This is a genomic window from Abyssibacter sp. (genome assembly GCF_964229365.1).
GTDB lineage: Bacteria > Pseudomonadota > Gammaproteobacteria > Nevskiales > OUC007 > Abyssibacter.
This window is the reverse complement of record NZ_CAXRDQ010000023.1, coordinates 21925-39638: the sequence shown is the minus strand read 5'-3', so window position 1 is coordinate 39638 and position 17714 is coordinate 21925. Positions and strand designations below refer to the sequence as shown.

The following is a 17714-nucleotide window of genomic DNA, read 5'->3' as shown; positions in this document are numbered from 1 at the left end:
GGTAACTCTATGCGAACTCTCCATCTTGGCCTGGGCTGCACGGCGGCCCTCTCCGCTGTGGTTGTATGGACCACATTCAATTCCGTCAGTGCCGACCGCGAGCGTCTGGCAACCGATACCTGCCCACCGGGATACGCCCTGGTGGACCCGGCCGCGTTTGCCCGGGAGTTCAACCCGGCGTTATCGGACGCGGCCGCAGACAAGCTGCATGCGCAGTACGGCGAGCAGACCTGTGCCAACCGCCGCCTGCCTGAATCGCTGACCGAAATCGACCAATGGAGCCAGGCGAAACTGCAGGCCTCGGGGCACCCCGGCCAAGCCTTCCGCAACGCGGTGGAGCAGAAGGCGGCGATGCTCGCCACCCAGAAAGCGGTGCCGAACGCCGTGGGCGAATGGGAGGAATACGGTATCGGGCCGCAGGTGTCGGACGAGCAGTTTCCCGATGGCTCCAACGACGGCATCCCCATGGTCGCCGGCCGCGTCGATGATTTTGCCTACGATGCTGACGCCATGCGCCTGTTCGCCTCGGTCGGAACGGGTGGCGTCTGGGCCAGCGATGCGGTCGACGGCGACGTCGGCACACTGGGCGACGCCTGGTACCCCATCGGGGACAATCTGCCGACCCTCGTCAACAGCTCGCTGGCCTGGAGCACCGTCAATGGCGGTCGCTTGATCGTTCTAACCGGCGAACATGTGCAAGGTGGCAACACCTATGTCGGCCTGGGCGCGTTCTATACCGACGATCTCGGCGCAACCTGGCATCAATCCATGGGGCTGCCCGACGGCGTCGGCGGCTCGCGCGTGACGATTGATCCGTCCAACCCGAACATCGTCTATGCAGCCACCCATGGTGGCCTGTTCCGCTCCGACGATGCTGGCGAAACCTTCGCGAATGTCGCGCTGCCGGTCTCCGACAGCTGCGCCGGCAATGAAGATTTTGCTGGCGCCTGCCAGCTCGCGAACGTGGTGTCGGACGTTGTCGTGAAAATTCCGGGCGGCGCCACGGCAGAGACCTGTGACGCCGCGGGCTGCCCGGTGCTGGCTGCCGTCGGTTACCGCTCCGGCGCACTGCCTTACGCCGATGGCACGCCGCAGTCACCGGGCAACGGCTTGTATCTGTCGCAAACCGGCGAGGCTGGCAGCTTCGCATTGATCGACGACGGTAGCGGCGCCCCAGCCGGGTTCGCTCCGTTCGACAAGATCGGCCGTGTGGAATTCGGCATCGCCAGCGGCGACGACCAGGATCACAACATCGTCTACGCGATCGTGCAGGATGCCGCGCTGCTCAACGGCGGTGTCGCCTACGTCGATTCGCTGATCGGGGATGGCATCGAGATTCCCGACCTGCCCTGCGAGCAGCTACCGGCTGGTGACCCGCAATTCGTCTGCGAACTCGTGGAAGACACCGGCGTACTCAGCAGCACTGCGCTCAACGGGATTTACGTGTCCACCGATTTCGGCGAAAGCTGGACGCAGCTGGCGGACGAGCTGGAGATCCTCACCAGCGGACTGGTCGGCGGCTCATCGCTTGCGGCCGCCGCGGCATTGGGCGTCGGACCGGGCATCCAGGCCTGGTATGACCTCTGGATCGCACCCGACCCCACCGCCACCGACCCCCTCACCGGCGCACCGACTCGACTCACCTTCGGCCTGGAGGAAATCTGGCAGACCGAATCCTCAGGCATTGTGCCCGTCAATGGCGTCACCCAGCAGCTCAACCCTCTGGATTTCGGGGTCATCGGCACCTACTTCGCCGGCAACACCTGCCTGTTCCTGATCGGCAACGTCGGTGGCGTCGGCACGCCGATCTGCCCGACCTACGACGGCATCATCAACGGGACCACCACGCATCCCGATCAGCACACCGGCTTCTACATCCCCGATGACGTGAACGGCGGCGTGTGGCTGTTCGCGGGTGGTGATGGCGGCGCTTACAAGCAGTATTCGGCGAACCCGGTCACCGCCCCGTTCTCCAATGCCAACTGGGAAGACGGCGCCAACCAAGGTTTCTACACGTTGATGAACTACGGCATCAGCGTCGCCAAGGACGGCACGGTGTACTACGGCCTGCAAGACAACGCATCCGGCAAGATCGAGCCGGACACGCGACGCCAGGTTCGCATCTACATCGGCGACGGCATGTGGACAGCCGTGGATCCCGATGACTCGCAGACGGCCTTTGTGCAGACGCCCGGCCTGTCGATTAACCGCACCAACGACGGTGGCGAGACCTTCAGCTTCGCTGATCCGGGCGAAGCTGAAGTCGGCGCCGCGCATTTCCTGGGGCCGTTCTTCATGGATCCGCAAAACGCCGATCACATGATCGCGGCCGGCACGATGGTGGCGGAAACCACGGATGCGACCACGGCCACCAACTGGGTCAACGTATTCGACCTCGGGGTGAGCCCGGTCACCGGCATCGCCTACCAGGCCCGTCACCGCTCGCTGGATCTGGAAGGCGACGCCGCCTACGTGGCGTTCTGCGGGAGCTGCTCTGTGCTGGACGGCAACGCCCAGTTCGATTCGGGCATCGCGACTAATGTCGGTGGCGATGCGCCCCCGGCCGCCGGCACATCGGACGGCTGGCACCACGCCACAGCAGACGGCCTGCCCAATCGCTTCATCTACGGGCTGGAAATCGACCCGGCTGAACCCACCACGGTTTACGCCGCGCTGGGAGGCTACTCCACCGCTCGCTGGCTACCCGAGGGCGGCTACCTGGATCAGAACACCGACGTTGGCAGCGGCCATGTCTTCAAGTCCACCGACGCTGGCGAAACCTTCGTCGACATTTCCGGCAACCTGCCGGATGTCGTGACCACGGCCATCATCAAGCGTGGCGAGCAGCTCATCGTCGGCACCGACATCGGCGCGTTCATCTCCAGCGACCTCGAAGGTTCGGAATGGGCGCCGCTGGGCGACCTGCCCAACCTGCCAATCAATCAGCTGGTCCTGCAGCCCGGTGACGACACCAAGCTGTTCGCGGCGACGTTTGGTCGGGGTGTGCAGCTGTACAACTTCGAGAACGCGACAACAGGTGGTGGCACGCCGGGCGGCAACGACTCGGCCGGTGGCAAGGGCGGCGCGGCCTTGCCCGGCGCACTGCTGGTCCTGCTCGCCGGTGGCTGGCTGCGGCGACGCAGCCAGCGCGCGAACCCAGCTCGGCGCAAGTAATACAAGCGGCCCAACTTCGGTTGGGCCGCTTCAGTTCGGAGTGGCGACCTGCGGATGGACCGTGACACAGCGCCCACCCTCCGGGCTGGCGCTGATCGTCGTTGTCCAACCGTAGGCATCGAGAATGGTCTCGACCAGCGACAGGCCGATGCCCTGAGGGCGGATCGCGGCAAGCTGCGCGCCGCCTCCACTGTCGTGGATCGCAAAGCCGTCGCCGGTGGCGGAGATCAGGACCGGCAGGCCGCCGTGCCGGATGGCATTGTCGAGCAGATTCCAGATCACGGTGTACAAATCCCGCGCTTCCAGCGGCACCGTCAGCGTGGCAGGAACGTCCTGGCGAATGGCATCGGGCCCAAGCTCGTGATCGACACGACAGACTTGAATGGCCCGCTGCAGTTGCTTGACCAGCGTAACCGGCTGCAACCCCGGTGATGGCCCGTGAATGCGAGCCCGGCCGATCTCCTGTTCGATCAGCGGCATCATTCGCTCCACCCGCATCAGCACCTCCTCGGAGCTGACCTGTGAGCCGGCCTCCGCGGCCTGCCTGAGCGTCGCCAGCGGCGTTTTCAACTCGTGCGCCAACTGCGCCACGGCATCCCGATGGCGTGCCACGGTTTGCTCGTGTGCGGTCAAGACGGCGTTGAAGCTCCGGACCAAGCCAGAGAATTCCGATGGCACGGCTTCGCCCAGTCGTTGCCGTTGACCGCGCTGCAAACTGAGAAGCTGGCGCTGCAAGGCCCGGATCGGACGCGACGCTGCGGCAATTGCCGCCCCGCCCGCGAGCACGCACAGCAGCCAGATCACGATCCCGCCGCGCCAGAGCGCGGAGCGTAAGGCCGCTGTCTGCTGGTCCAGCGGCTGCGCGGGCACCGCGATCAGCATCGCGAAACGGCCGGGTTCGGGACCGACCGGCAGAGGTACCCAGACTGCAACCAGCTGCTGCTCGAGCGGCCCCGTTAGCCGAGCCAGCTGACCGACGACTACCGTCGGTGGGACCGCCACGTCGGCGCCGAGCAACTCGTAATCGGTCAAGGACGCCGAGGCCGCAAAACGCCCAGCGTCTTCGCCATCGCCCAGCTGGATCAGCTCCCAGTAATGCCCCGAATACGGCTGGGCGAACTCACCTTGAGACCAGTTGTCGGGCAGCTCGAACGGCAAAAAAGCCGCCACATGCTCGGCGCTTTCGGTGAGGCGCGCGACGGCCGACTGTTCCATGCCCTGATGCAGACGGGCACCCAGCCAGCTGCCGGCCAGCAACAGCGTTGCCCCGATCACCAACGCCACCGTCAGGGTCAATTGCAGGCGCAGGGATCGCATCAGCGGATGGCCCGCTCGGCGGGCAAATTGATCGCATACCCCTGCCCGGGCACAGTCAGGATCAAGCTCTGGCCTAGCCGTTGGCGCAATCGGCGCACCCACTGCTCCACGGCGTTCTCCGATGCGGCGGCTTCCAGATCCCGAACCTGATCCATCAGGTGGGCCTTGCTAACCGCCCGCCCTCGCGCGGCCACCAGCACACCCAACACGCGACGCAGGGTGCGTGAGATCGCCACCGGCTGACCATCGCGGAATACGGATTCATCCACCAGGTCGAAGGCAACATCGCCATCTGCGCCCAGACGAAGTGGTTCGATCAGCGGTGTGCTGCCCTGGATCATGCGCCGCAGCCGCGCGAGCAGCTCACGACCGTGAAACGGTTTGGGGAGATAATCGTTGGCGCCTGCTTCGAGCCCGTCAGCGCGCTCGTCGGGCGTCCCCCTGGCCGAAAGCACCAGGATAGGAACGGCCAGGCCGCGACGGCGCCATTGACGCAGCAGAGCCAGGCCGTCGCCATCCGGCAGCCCCAGATCGAGCACGACGCCGGAAAACGGTACCGCCCGGACCCAGGAATCCGCAGCGTCGCCGCTACCCGCGGTCTCCACGTCGAAGCCGGATTCCTGGATCAGCGCCGCCACGCCTTCGCGCAGCGATGAATCGTCGTCAACGACCAGGACGCGCATCGCGACGCGGCGCCGGATACCAGCGCCCGGTAGAGGGTTCGATGACAAAGACCTGCACGCCCTGTCGGGTGCGCCACTGCACCAGCAAGGTGTCGCCGCTGGATTGCTGGCGGATCATCGATCCGCCGTAGCGGGACTGAATCTCGGCCATAGCCTGGCGCACCGCGCCGGTCTTCCAGCCCCCACCGGCCGATGCGACCAGCGCGGAGGCGCCGCCGGGAAAGGCGTGCACGGGCGTGACCAAAGCCACCAGCAAGAACAGGGTGCTGACGAACCGGCGAGAACAGATACGTGCACTTGTTACCAACGCCAGCCTCGGTGAGGGTCGAGTGGGAAATACCCGACAACCTGCCCTGAGAATGCATCCAGCACAACCCGGATCGCACCATGCCCGTGGCGATGACCAACCAGCGTCCAGTATCCATCGTGGCAATGCGCGCTGCGCACGCCCAGACCATAGTGATGGATGGCGATTCGGCGTGCATCGTACTCACTGATGCGGTGGCGACGCGGCGCGTAAGCCCGGCGGTGCTGCGGTGCGTGGCCATGTCGCGGCGCGTGACCATGACCACGACCTGGATGGTGGTCGCGTCCACGGCCGCGATCCGGCGCATGACGAGGCCCCGAAGGCCGGTGCTTTTGCTCGCCACGCGCCGATGCGGCACGGTCCACCGACTCGATGAGTGACTGTTCGCGAGAACCGGCGGCGTCAACCAGCGGCGCGGTCGCCAACAGGCAGGTGGACAGGGTAAGACAGGCGATTCGATTCATGGTGATCTCCTGATGACGGGAGATCACACGATGCGCCCGCCACCTGAGCGCTGGCTGACAACCGCCGGCGGCTGGCGTCAGGCCAGACGCACGGCCTGGGTGTGGTACCACTGCACCAACTCGCTCTTCTGGCGAAACCCCAGCTTGTCCATCAGCTTGTAGGTGTGCGAAGACGCCGTGGTGGGTGCGATATGCAACGCCTCGCCAATCTGCGGATAGGTCTTGCCTTTGGCCAATTCGCGAACGACGCTCCACTCGCGATCAGTCACGCTGGCCGTGACCCGGCGATCCGGCCGCACCGCGAGACGATACACCCGACGATCCCGTGTCACCTGGAAATACAGGGAGCTCCAACAAAATCCCCGCTTCGCCACGCGGGCATTCCAGGGAATCTGAAAGGGCAGTGGCACCCCGAGCCCCGTCCACCCCGCACCCGCCAGCAACTGTGAAAATCGCGAATCACACACCTTGACCTCCCCCGTCGCGTGAACGATCGCGTATCCCAGCTCTGTATCCGCACCAGTGCCATCCATACGACCTGCGATGGAGTAGCGGCGGCAGAGCGACCAGGCCGTCGCCGCATGAAAAAGCCCTGTATGGAAATCACGGTCTGCAGGAGCGTGGTTTCCAGCGCCCGGCAGTCGAAACACATGCCGTGCGCCATCGACCATCACTTCCAGCACCTGCTGATAGACCACCGGCTCATCCGGGCCCGCCCCACCCTCCAGCCGGGCGATCAACCCCGAGCGATAAAGACTCGACTCGGCAGATAGCGTCCATTCGAGACCGGCGATGTCGTGGCACCGCGCCAGCTCACCCACCGCCCATTGGCCGTACGCATCCGGCAGCATTTCGGCCGCAACGGTATAGAGCTGCGCAATCAGTTCGTGGCGCGTGTTCATTCCCCAACTCGCCGCAATCAATCATGATCTGCATGGCGGGCAATGAACCGAGTTCAGGCTTTTGAGGCCCTGTATATAAAAACGCTCGGAGCCGAATCAACGACTCCGAGCGCGAATGCACGAACTAATATTCGCCGATAGGCTATTCACCCACACGCTGTGGGTCCGGGATGACCCAGTCGATGATGTCTAGATCTCGGAGCCCTAACAAGTCGGGCATGAAGTCGGTCGTGCCGCCAGTGTCACCGCCACTCCAAGTGTAACCATCGTTGGTCGTACCGCCAGTATCGCCACCGCTCCAAGTGTACCCGTCCGTGGTGCCGCCTGTGTCACCGCCACTCCAGGTGTACCCGTCTGTAGTTCCGCCGGTATCACCACCGCTCCAGGTGTATCCATCTGTCGTTCCGCCTGTATCCCCTCCGCTCCAGGTATAGCCTTGGGCAAACACGTAAGCCCCGTCCCAAGTAGAACCTTCTCCGCCGATCAATTCTTGCGTACCAGGGTTTTTTAACGCGAAGGTTCCGTCCTCGAGCTGCGTCGCGGCGCCGACATAGTGCGCTTCGCCTGCCAGATCAGCCACGACATCAAGCCCGATGTTCGCGCAAGCGGTCGCCTGGCTGAATACCGCATCCGGGGCAAAAACCAGTCCGGCGCCTTGCTGGAACAGGGAATACAATGATGCGCCTGATGAATCCACAACCGGTCTCGCTGAACTAAGCAAGCGACATTTCACATCGTCCGGCGTCAGTGTGGGGTCCGCCTGGAGAACCAACGCAGCGACGCCCGAAATCACCGCCGAGGACTGCGATGTGCCGGACATGGTGAAGTAGTGTCCGCTCTCGTGCTGGTACTCGCTATAGGATCGCGCAATCGTCCCGTTGGGGTTCATATGCGCCAGCATATGGCCGCCCGGCGCAGTCACTTCAGGCTTGACGAAGCCTTCGTAGGTTGGCCCGGTCGATGAAAACGACGACAGGAAATCGTCGCTGTGATCGTCGGGCGTGTAGTTGTCGTCCACAGAACCCACGGTCACCACATACGGCACGTTGCCTGGCACACCAACCGTCATCGGGTCCGGCCCGGTGTTGCCGGCTGAGGTGATCACGACAATACCGGCCTCCCAGGCCGCCATCACCGCCTGGTTCAACGGGTCATCCCAATAATAGGACTGAGGCTCGGCGCTAAAAGACAGGTTCAGTACCCGGATATTCAGTTGCGCGTGATGATCAATCACCCATTGGATGCCTTCGATCACATCCACGTAGGAGCCGTAGCCATTGTCATCGAATGCACGTACCACAACCACGTCAGCCCCGGGGGCTACACCTTCGTAGAAACCTTCGGCGGACAGCTCACGGCCGGCAGCCACCGAAGTGATGTGCGTCCCGTGACCGCTCTGGTCGCTGACGAGCCCAGGCGCAAACGACAAGTCGGACCCGCCGGTTGCCAGCCCTACTGTATCCACGCCGTGTTCGACGGCTAGCTCGTTGCTGACCTTCGGCCACAGGCCGGTGTCGATGATTGCGATGGCCACACCGCTACCGTCTATGCCGCTGGCATGTAGCTGATCGGCGCCGACCCATGCCGGATAGAACGTATCCGGCGCGTCACCGCTGACCTCGAGTTGCGCGTCGTTGTAGACCTGCAAGCCCTCGCGGCGGCGCAGCGCCGCTGCCTGGCTGTCCGTCAACGCAGCAGTTGCTGCGTTGATCACCGACAGCTCGCCGATCATCACACCGTTGACCGCGTTCACAGCCGCCACGGCATCGGCTGCCGTACGTGCTTTCACGATGAAAGTCGTTGTCGGTTCGACTTCGACGAGCGTGCGTTGGACAATACCCGTTGCGTTGAACGCAACGACCCCTAGCGCGGCGAACAGGCCCGCGCCAATCCCCAGAAAACGTGTATTCATTGCAAATGGCCTAGTGGTGGCCTATCCCTGAGCCCCAGTAAATTGCGCTTCCGCGAAGATCCCTAGTGGAAACGTTTTTTGTTCGGACGCTAGGGTAGAAACCCGCTCAGGCAGGAACAATAGTAGGACCTACTAAACTCACTGCGCCGCACCCAAGGCGAACGTTTCGACACCCAATCTCACCGGTCCTCGCAGAACTCTCACACGAGCTCGTTCATACTCTGTTCAATGAAATTGGCCTGCTTCAGCCTGGGACGATCACTGCGCTCACATGCCCGTCGTGCAATGTCGTACGCGTTGCTCGCGCTTGCCTTCACTGCCCTGCCCCCCGCTGCCTGGAGTGCCACGCGATCAATCCCGCTTTCCTTTGAGCGAATCGGTGTCAGGGATGGGCTTAGCCAGAGCACCGTGATGGATATCCATCAGGACAGGTTCGGTTATATCTGGTTGGCAACGGAGAACGGGCTGAATCGGTTTGACGGCCATGACATCCGGGCTTACTACCGCCAGGCCGGAGAGCCCGGCCAATTGCGCAGCGACTACATCTGGGCTATCGACGAGGATGCAACCGGCAATCTCTGGCTCGGGACAGACGACGGCGGCGTCACGCAGATGCATCGCGAGGATGATCGTTTTGATCTCGCTCGGTTAACCGGCCAGAGGGGGGATGATCTCACTGATGCCAGAATTTATGACCTGTTAGTCGCATCCGACGGAACGGTCTGGGTCGGGACTCGGGAACACGGTGTTATCGCCCTCACAGCGAACGGTAGACCCTTCGCCCAATTCCTGAATGAAACAGGACGTTCAGATGCGACGCATCGCCGCGCGATTACCTCACTCGAGGAAGCCGAAGACGGCACGATCTGGGTAGGGAGTCAGCGAGGCGCGCACCGGATTCAGCGGCCATCGAACACCGTGACATCCTATGTTCACAGCGAAGATAGCGACGTAGCTTATTCGCTGGCAACAAATAATGTCTCTCACGTAATGGAAGACCGGCATGGTCGCATCTGGATCGCGACATTTGATTCTGGCGTGTCTCGCCTGAATCCAGATACCGGCCAGTTCAAGCATTTTCGTGCTGACACCAACGATGAGATCGTATTGGTCAGCAATCGCGTCCGCGCGTTGCTTGAGGACAACGAGGGACGAATCTGGGTCGGAACCCAGTCCGGCATCACGCTGATCTTTCCGGATGAGTCCTACCAGACTATCCGGCACGAAGCGGCCAATCAGTACAGCCTTCCCAACGATTTCGTAATGAGCCTTGCACAAGACACGTCTGGTCTTGTCTGGATCGGCACCCGTGGGGGTGGGGTAGCCACGTGGAATCCCCGGAGTTGGTCACTTGGGCCACGCACGCCAGTATCCCTGTCAGGGGTCAACGTAAACGCATTTCTAAAACCGGCCGATGGGGACGGCACCGTATGGATCGGCACGATCGGCTCAGGAGTGCTGAGCCTGGATGAAGCTGGCAATGCCAGCCCAGCGGCGTCCATGTCACGTTATGTTCTGTCCCAAAACAGCGTCATGTCACTGCTCAGAGACGATGCCGGCATCATATGGATCGGCACATTGGCAGATAGCCTGCTCCGCTACGACCCAAGAAACGACGCTATTCAATCCCTTCCAGTCGATCCGGCAGCGCAAGATGCCCTAGGCGCGCCTGGCATCATGTCCCTAGCGGAGGGTCCGCCGGGAACGCTCTGGGTGGGCACGTACAACGGTGGAGTCGCCCGAGTTGATACGCAAACCCTTTCTGTCGAGCGCCTAGGCTTCTCGGGCACGGCGATCGGGCTGGAGCGGTTGCGCGCTACCGCATTGGCTATCGTCCGCGACCGCCAACTTTGGATAGGCACCGAGACGAACGGGCTGATCCGTGTAGACATAGAATCTGGAGATGCTCGCCGCTTCCGCAGCGATGCAGCACAAGCCGGCCGACTGCCGTCGGACACGATCTACAGCCTATATGCGGATGCCGACGAAAACCTCTGGATCGGTACCGGCGCTCAAGGCTTGGCGAAGCTGAGTCGCGATTCGATACAGCGTGATCAATCGACGTTCTCGGTGATCTCAACCGCGGATGGACTCTCCAGCAACGTCATCTACGGCATCAAGCCGGACCCCGACGGCCGATTGTGGCTGAGCAGTAACAATGGGCTGATGCGATACACACCGGCGACCGGTGAGATTCGAACTTTTCACGAAGGCCACGGCAGCTTTAGCAACGAATTCAACTTTGGAGCTCATTACCGTGCGGACGACGGCACGCTCTATTTCGGTGGGCCGGGCGGCTTCAATGTCATCGACCCCATGACGGTCGAGTGGAACGCCCAGCCGCCTCGCATTCTGCTCTCCGATATCCTGCTCTATGGCGAACCCCTGTCCGGCACCACGCCACCCTACCTACGTGACTCGCTCGTTCTGGCCCACAACGAAAACGTGGTCGCCTTCGAGTTCGCTGCGACGGACTACACCGCGCCGGACCAAAACCTCTACTCGGTCAAGCTGGAAGGCTTCGACAAGAACTGGAGCCCGCCCTCGACCCGCAGTCGTGCGACTTACACCAACCTGGACCCCGGCAGCTATACGCTGAAAATTCGGGCGGCGAACAGCGACGGCGTGTGGACGCCCGAGCCATACACGCTCCCGATTCGCGTTACGCCCGCTCCGTGGGCTACGTGGTGGGCGTACGGGCTCTACACCGCCGCGGCCCTTTTGCTGCTGTGGTGGGTGCTCCGGCTCAATTTCAGGGCGCAGGAACGCAACGCCCGCTTCAATCAGCTCGCTTACTACGACCGCATCACGGGGCTGCCCAATCGGGAGCTGTTCGAACAACGCACCAATGAACTGCTGCGCCGCGCCGAGGGCGGCCAAGAGTCATTGTCGGTGCTTTGCGTTCGCATTGCCGTGCCCAAGCAAATTGCGCAGTCGATGCAACAGCAGCTACTCAACGACATGTGGCAAACCCTGGCCTCTCGGCTGATGCGAGCGGTTCACGGCCAGGAGCAACCGTCGGGACGACGAGACCTGGCCCGCCTGGATTCCGATCATTTCGTGGTGTTTTTCCAGACCACCGGACCCGATGACACGCAAGCCCTGGCGATGGGCGAGCGGCTGCGGTTGATCTGCACCGAATCGCTGACCATTGGCCAACATCGCGTCCCTATCTCCGCTTCGGTGGGCATGGCGCAAGCGCCGCAACACGCAGCCGATGCAGATTCGTTGATCCGCTACGCGGCCACCGCGGCGTCCAGCCACTCACGGCCTCAGGCCGAGGGCGTGGTGGTCTACAACGAAGCAATGACCACGCGGGTGGAATCGCGTCTGGCACTGGAGACCCAGCTGCGGCAGGCCATCGCGAATGATGAACTGGAACTGCACCTGCAACCCAAGTTCTGCATGGACCGCCGCATCGTCGGCGCCGAGGCCTTGCTGCGCTGGCATAGCGACGAAATCGGCTGGATCCCGCCCAATACCTTCGTCGCCCTGGCTGAAGAATCGAACCTGATCGTCGAACTGGACACCTGGGTCATCCGCAAGGCTTGCGGGCTACTGGCCTCGTGGAAGGCTGAGCAGCTGCAAGCTCCTCAGATCGCGATCAACCTCTCGGCCGCCAATCTCGGCGATCTCGCCATGGTCGAACTGCTGATCCGGACCTGCGAGGAATTCGACGTCGCCCCCGCACAGCTGGAGGTGGAACTCACCGAATCAGCCCTGCTGACCGACATGGAACAGACCCGCGACGCACTGCGGCTGCTGAAATCGCACGGCTTCTCGATCGCCCTGGATGACTTCGGAACCGGATACTCCTCGCTGACCCACCTCAAGACCTTCGCCATCGACACGGTGAAGATCGACCGTGAATTCGTGCGGGACGTCGATTCCGAGGAACAACATGCGTCGATTTGCAGCGCAATCATCGCGCTGGCCAACAGCCTGCATTTGAATACGGTGGCCGAAGGCGTGGAAACCGACGCGCAATGGGAGGCCCTGCGCCGGCTGGGTTGCCACGAAATGCAGGGCTTTCTCTTCGCCCGCCCGATGCCGACGGCAGATTTCGCCGAACTGATCAGAACCGCCGACGCCGACGGAGCGGGGTGACGCGATGACCGGCGACGATCCTTACGGGCTGCACGCACTGGCGACGCGGACCCAGGCGGCCCTGGCCATGGGCGGCGAGCAGCGCATCGCCCGCCAGCATGCCAAGGGGCGGCTCACCGCCCGCGAACGCATCGCCGCCCTGGTCGATGCCGACAGTTTCGACGAACTCGGCCTGCTGGCACGCAGCGACATGCCAGAGGCGCGCGACCGAACCCCTGCCGATGGCAAGATCTGTGGCTACGGTGCGATCGCCGGCCGACCGGTGGCGGTCAGCGCAGATGATGTCACCGTGCTCGCGGGCGCCGGCGGGCGTGTGGGTGTGAGCAAGCAAATGGCGCTGATGGACTATGCCTGCCGCAAGGGTTTGCCGCTGGTCCACCTCGGCGACGCAGGCGGCGCGCGCGTTCCCGACATCATGGGTTCGGACGGCATGATGAGCATGGTCTACCGTATCGACCACGCGCCACGCGACCGGCGCGTGCCCCTGCTCACGCTGATTCTCGGCGAATGCTTCGGCGGACCAACCTGGACCGCCTCGGTCTCCGACATCGTGATCCAGGCCAAGGGCACCGCCATGTGCGTCGGCGGGCCGTCCATTCTTGAAATCGCCACGGGTGAACAGGCCACGGCAGAGGCCCTCGGCGGCCCGGCCCTGCACGCCCACACCACCGGGCTGGTCGATCTGTTCGCCAATGACGATGCCCATGCGCTGCAACTGGCACGCCATTGCCTGTCGTATTTCCCATCCAGCGCCGCTGCCTTGCCACCCCGGTTACCCGCCACCCACCCGACCGATCAACCGGTTCCGGCCTTGCTGGAGACGGTTCCGTCGGACCCGCGCCAGCCCTACGACATGCACCGGCTGCTGGAACTGATCGTCGATACCGGCTCGCTGCTGGAGCTCAAACCCAGCTACGACGGCAGCCTGATCACCGCGCTCGCCCGGCTGGATGGACAGGTTGTGGGCATCCTCGCGAACAATCCGAAGGTCACCGCTGGCGCCATGGGACCGGGTGCCTGCGAAAAGGCGACCAGTTTCATCTGTCTCTGCGACTCCTTCCATATTCCCTTGCTCTTTCTGCACGACACGCCGGGGTTCTTTGTCGGCAAGCGGGCGGAAGAACGCCAGATGCCGCTGAAGATCATGAACTTCATCGAGGCGCTGCATCAGTCCTCGGTACCGCGCATTAGCCTGATTGTCCGCAAGTCCTACGGCATGGCGCATTGCAATATGTCCGGCGGCAACATGGGCAGCGACGTGGTGCTGGCCTGGCCGGGCGCAGATATCTCCTTCATGGCGCCGGCAGTCGCGGTGAACGTGGCCCATGGCCGGCGACTATCCGCCCTCCCCGAAGAACAGGGCCATGCGATGCGCCGGCAGATGATCGACGACATGGCCCGCGCCAATGCACCGTGGCCGGCGGCGGAACAAAACCTGATCGATCGCGTGATTGACCCCCGGATGACCCGCTCGGAACTCGCCCGTGCGCTGGCAAGAGCCGGCGGCAGCGACGGTGAGGCGGGGCGCAGCAAGCGACGGCTGGCGAACTGGCCGCGCATGGCCTGATGCTGATCAGCCCATCCGGATCCAGCGTCGCAGCAACCAGAACTGCGCGGCCAGCACGACCATAACCGCCAGCACGAGCACGGCGCTCATCGCCGCCGCATAACCGAACCGCAAATACTCGAACGCGTTCTGGTAGATGTAATGCGGCAGATAAAGTGTCGCGAACTGCGGCCCGGTTTTGGTCACGATCAGTGACGGCACGAACGCCAGCTGCAGCACGAGCACGACATCACGCGCCGCCAGCATCAGCAACACCGGCCACAATGCCGGCAGCGTCACGCGAGAAAAGCTGTACCACCCACCGGCTCCCTCGACCGCGCAAAGCTCATAGCGTTGCGGCGGAATGTGGCGCCGCGTCGCCATGATCACCAGCACCTGCTCACCAATCAGAAACCCCAACACGACGACAATCGCCGAGCGTGCGCCCGTCGATGTCAGCAGCCATTGCGCGCCACCGACCTCCAAGGTGTTGAGCAGCCATGCGGCCGGGCCGAAGAAGGGGTTCAGAATCCACAGCCAGGCCATGGCCCAGACGAGTTCCGGCAGCACCACCGGCGTGAAAACCGGCACGAATGCCGCACGCGCCACGCGGCCGCGATCAGTCAGTAGCAAGCCCAGCACCAGAGCCAGCAACAGCCGGACCGGTACGGCGACCACAATCAGCCAGAGAGAGTTTTCGAGAGCGGTCAGGAATAGCGGATCAGCGAGTAGCCGGCGCAGGTGATCGAACCCAATCCAGACTGGCGAATTCAGCGCGTCATAGCGAAATCCCGCGAGCACCAGCGTTGCGACCAGGGGCAGCATCACCAGTCCGACGGTCGCGGCCAGCGCGATCGCCGCAAGTCCGCCACCACGACTCACAGGCGCAGTCCGGTCCGCGCGTCGAACCAGCACACACGATCAGGTGAGAGCGCCAATGCAATCGGTGCTCCCGCCGTGTATCGCCTCTCCGGTTCGACACGGGCGATCAACGACTCGTCGCCCACATCGCAATGCAGCCACTGCACATCGCCGAGGTGTTCCACCCGGCTGATCCTTGCCGGAACGGGCCAGCTACCGCTCTGCAGCGGTGACCAGAGCGAGCCGTCCACCTCGACCGCTTCGGCGCGAATGCCGGCCACAAGACGGGCGGATTCGGCGCCCAGCGTCGCTGCCCGGTCACGCCCGAGCAGCCAGACACCAGCTGAACTCGCCTCGGCATTGAACAACTGCATGGCCGGTTGACCCAGAAAGGCCGCGACGGCCGTATTGGCGGGCTGCTGATAAAGCGCCAGCGGAGCGTCCACCTGCTGCAACACGCCGTCGATCAGCACGCCGAGCCGATCGGCCATGGACAGCGCTTCAGCCTGATCATGGGTGACATAAACCGTGGTCCAGCCCTGGCGGCGGTGCAACTCCAGAATCTCGCGCCGCATGCGTGCGCGCAGCGGCGCATCCAGGCTCGACAAGGGTTCGTCCATCAATACCAACCGTGCATCACGCAACATCGCCCGGCCCAGCGCTACGCGTTGACGCTCACCGCCCGACAACTGGGAGGCCGGTCTGTGCAGCAGTCCGCCGAGCCCCAGCCGCTCGGCCACATCGGCGGCCCGCGCCTGGGCGACCCGGCGTGCAGTGCCGCGAGCGCGCAGCCCGAACATCAGGTTTCCGGCAACCGTCAGATGCGGCATCAGCGCATGATCCTGGAACACCATGGCGATATCGCGCTTGCCCGGCGGCAAGCCATCCAAAGCGAGCCCTCCGGCTGCGATGCGCCCGGCGGCGCAGGGCAGCAAACCGGCAATCGCCCGCAGCAGCGTGGATTTCCCGCTACCCGAAGGTCCTGCCAGCACGACAAACTCGCCGTGTTGCGCGCGCAATTCGATGTTGTGCAAAACCGTTTGCCCGCCCAGTTGGACCGACAGGTCAGCAATGTCCAGGCCGGCCACCGCCGACGCCATCTGGCTCACGAGCCGTCGTCCACTGCAGCCGGCGGTCGCAGCAAGTCACCCGCCGCGGCCTCGATGCGGCTGACCAGGAAATAACCGTCCCTCAACCCGAAGTTCTGCTCGCCGGCCATCTGCGCGACCGACTCGAACATCCACTCCTCGATAATCGGGTTAATCCGCGTTTCGATTTCGTACCAAACCGGGATGTTCGGCGTCCGGCGCAACGTCGGAATGGTGTCGAGAAAAACCCGGGCGGATGCCGGGGGCTGATTCGGGTCCAGGAATGCCTCGCTTTCGGCCACGGACTTGCGCACCGGCACGATTCGCCCGGACGCTGACAGCAGCGCCTGACCTTGCTCCCCCGTGGCGAAGGCAATGAAGTCCCGCGCCGCCGCCTTGTGACGGCTTTGGCGCCCGAGGCAATAGGCATCGGCATGCAGCACCGAAGCAGCCTGCTGGTTCTGCGGCAGCGGAGCCACATCCCAATCCAGGCCCTTGACGGCGCGCAGGGTCGCCGAGAAGCGCCGGCTGTTGAGCGTCATCGCTGCCCCGCCGCGAATGAACCGTGCGTCCGGGCTCTCGGCGCGCCGCTCGATCAGAGGCGGAATCACCCGCACTTCGTTCTTCAATCGCTTGAGGAACATCAGCCCCGTCACGGCCCGCTGCGTGCGCAGGGCAAATCGAGTCGGCTGTTGCACATCGTCGACGAGTTGACCGCCCGCCTGCCACACGAAGGGCGCGAGACGAATGATCGAGGCATCGACATCGAGACCATAAAGATCCGCTCGCCGATCACCATCGTTATCGCGGGTCAGCGCCCTTGCAGCATCATGAAATTCGCGCCAGCTCCAATCCGCCGCCGGTGGCTCGACCCCGTACTGCTTGAACAACGCGCGGTTCCAGTAAACCACCAGGGACGACACGTTCTGCGGCATGCAGATCAGTCGGCCATCGACGCTGAAGCCGTCCAGCGGCGGCGCGTAGAACGCATCGCGGTCGAGCAACCCGGCCTCGTCCAGCAGTGGGCCGACCGGCTCCAGCACGTCGCTGGCGATGAACTGCCCCCAGCGGCGGAAGTTGATCAGGAACAGGTCGGGGGCGTTACCGGCAGCGAATGCCGTGGTCAGGCGGGTCACATGCTCGGGGTGACGCCCCACCGGGATGAATTCCACCTGCACATCTGGACGCTGCGCCTCGAATGCCGCGATCAGGCCGCGGTATGCCTTGGCCTCGACCGGGTCGGCCACGGCCTGCAAGCGCAACGCCGTATGGTCACCGCCCGCATCACGGCCGCAGGCAGCAACAGTCAGCGACACGGCCGCCCAACAGCCCACCCATCGTGCAGCGCTCAAA

12 protein-coding genes are annotated in these 17714 nt (G+C 63.7%); 3 read left to right on the top strand and 9 right to left on the bottom strand.

Annotated features, from left to right (window positions below):
- Positions 1-9 precede the first annotated feature (9 nt).
- A complete protein-coding gene (locus ACE1EY_RS03395) occupies positions 10-3174 on the top strand; it encodes a WD40/YVTN/BNR-like repeat-containing protein (RefSeq protein WP_370299488.1) in 3165 nt (1054 codons plus the stop codon).
- A 30-nt stretch (positions 3175-3204) separates the two neighbouring features.
- Here the strand turns inward: ACE1EY_RS03395 and ACE1EY_RS03390 are convergent, their stop codons facing one another.
- The 6 genes from ACE1EY_RS03390 to ACE1EY_RS03365 all read right to left on the bottom strand — a co-directional run bounded on the left by ACE1EY_RS03390 (position 3205) and on the right by ACE1EY_RS03365 (position 8759).
- The gene (locus ACE1EY_RS03390) at positions 3205-4491 is read right to left on the bottom strand and encodes an ATP-binding protein (protein WP_370299487.1); all 1287 of its coding nucleotides are present in this window, start codon (positions 4489-4491) and stop codon (positions 3205-3207) included.
- Positions 4491-5174 carry a response regulator transcription factor gene (locus ACE1EY_RS03385; protein WP_370299486.1) on the bottom strand — a complete coding sequence of 228 codons (684 nt, stop codon included), beginning with the start codon at positions 5172-5174 and terminating at the stop codon, positions 4491-4493. The genes ACE1EY_RS03390 and ACE1EY_RS03385 overlap by 1 nt, the downstream gene beginning before the upstream one ends.
- Positions 5155-5481, bottom strand: coding sequence for a hypothetical protein (locus ACE1EY_RS03380; protein ID WP_291512854.1), 327 nt, complete (start codon positions 5479-5481; stop codon positions 5155-5157). The genes ACE1EY_RS03385 and ACE1EY_RS03380 overlap by 20 nt, the downstream gene beginning before the upstream one ends.
- Positions 5475-5945: a hypothetical protein gene (locus tag ACE1EY_RS03375; RefSeq protein WP_370299485.1), complete on the bottom strand. Its 471-nt coding sequence runs from the start codon at positions 5943-5945 to the stop codon at positions 5475-5477. The genes ACE1EY_RS03380 and ACE1EY_RS03375 overlap by 7 nt, the downstream gene beginning before the upstream one ends.
- Before the next feature lie 77 nt (positions 5946-6022).
- Positions 6023-6847 (bottom strand): response regulator transcription factor, encoded by an 825-nt coding sequence (locus ACE1EY_RS03370; RefSeq protein ID WP_370299484.1) that lies wholly within the window; start codon positions 6845-6847, stop codon positions 6023-6025.
- A 142-nt stretch (positions 6848-6989) separates the two neighbouring features.
- Positions 6990-8759, bottom strand: a complete 1770-nt coding sequence (locus tag ACE1EY_RS03365; RefSeq protein ID WP_370299483.1) for a S8 family peptidase — start codon at positions 8757-8759, stop codon at positions 6990-6992.
- Between the two features lie 411 nt (positions 8760-9170).
- Between ACE1EY_RS03365 and ACE1EY_RS03360 the strand changes: the two genes are divergently transcribed.
- Together ACE1EY_RS03360 and ACE1EY_RS03355 are read left to right on the top strand one after the other, a co-directional pair.
- Positions 9171-12866: an EAL domain-containing protein gene (locus ACE1EY_RS03360; RefSeq protein ID WP_370299482.1), complete on the top strand. Its 3696-nt coding sequence runs from the start codon at positions 9171-9173 to the stop codon at positions 12864-12866.
- A 4-nt stretch (positions 12867-12870) separates the two neighbouring features.
- Positions 12871-14433, top strand: coding sequence for an acyl-CoA carboxylase subunit beta (locus ACE1EY_RS03355; RefSeq protein WP_370299481.1), 1563 nt, complete (start codon positions 12871-12873; stop codon positions 14431-14433).
- A 6-nt stretch (positions 14434-14439) separates the two neighbouring features.
- Here the strand turns inward: ACE1EY_RS03355 and ACE1EY_RS03350 are convergent, their stop codons facing one another.
- Genes ACE1EY_RS03350 through ACE1EY_RS03340 form a run of 3 tightly spaced genes read right to left on the bottom strand, consistent with a single transcriptional unit; the run spans position 14440 to position 17713 of the window.
- Positions 14440-15294, bottom strand: coding sequence for a carbohydrate ABC transporter permease (locus ACE1EY_RS03350; RefSeq protein WP_291515239.1), 855 nt, complete (start codon positions 15292-15294; stop codon positions 14440-14442).
- Complete coding sequence (locus tag ACE1EY_RS03345) at positions 15291-16373, bottom strand: ABC transporter ATP-binding protein (protein ID WP_370299492.1); 1083 nt, start codon at positions 16371-16373, stop codon at positions 15291-15293. The genes ACE1EY_RS03350 and ACE1EY_RS03345 overlap by 4 nt, the downstream gene beginning before the upstream one ends.
- A gap of 5 nt (positions 16374-16378) precedes the next feature.
- Complete coding sequence (locus ACE1EY_RS03340; protein WP_370299480.1) at positions 16379-17713, bottom strand: sugar ABC transporter substrate-binding protein; 1335 nt, start codon at positions 17711-17713, stop codon at positions 16379-16381.
- Between the last annotated feature and the right edge of the window lies 1 nt (position 17714).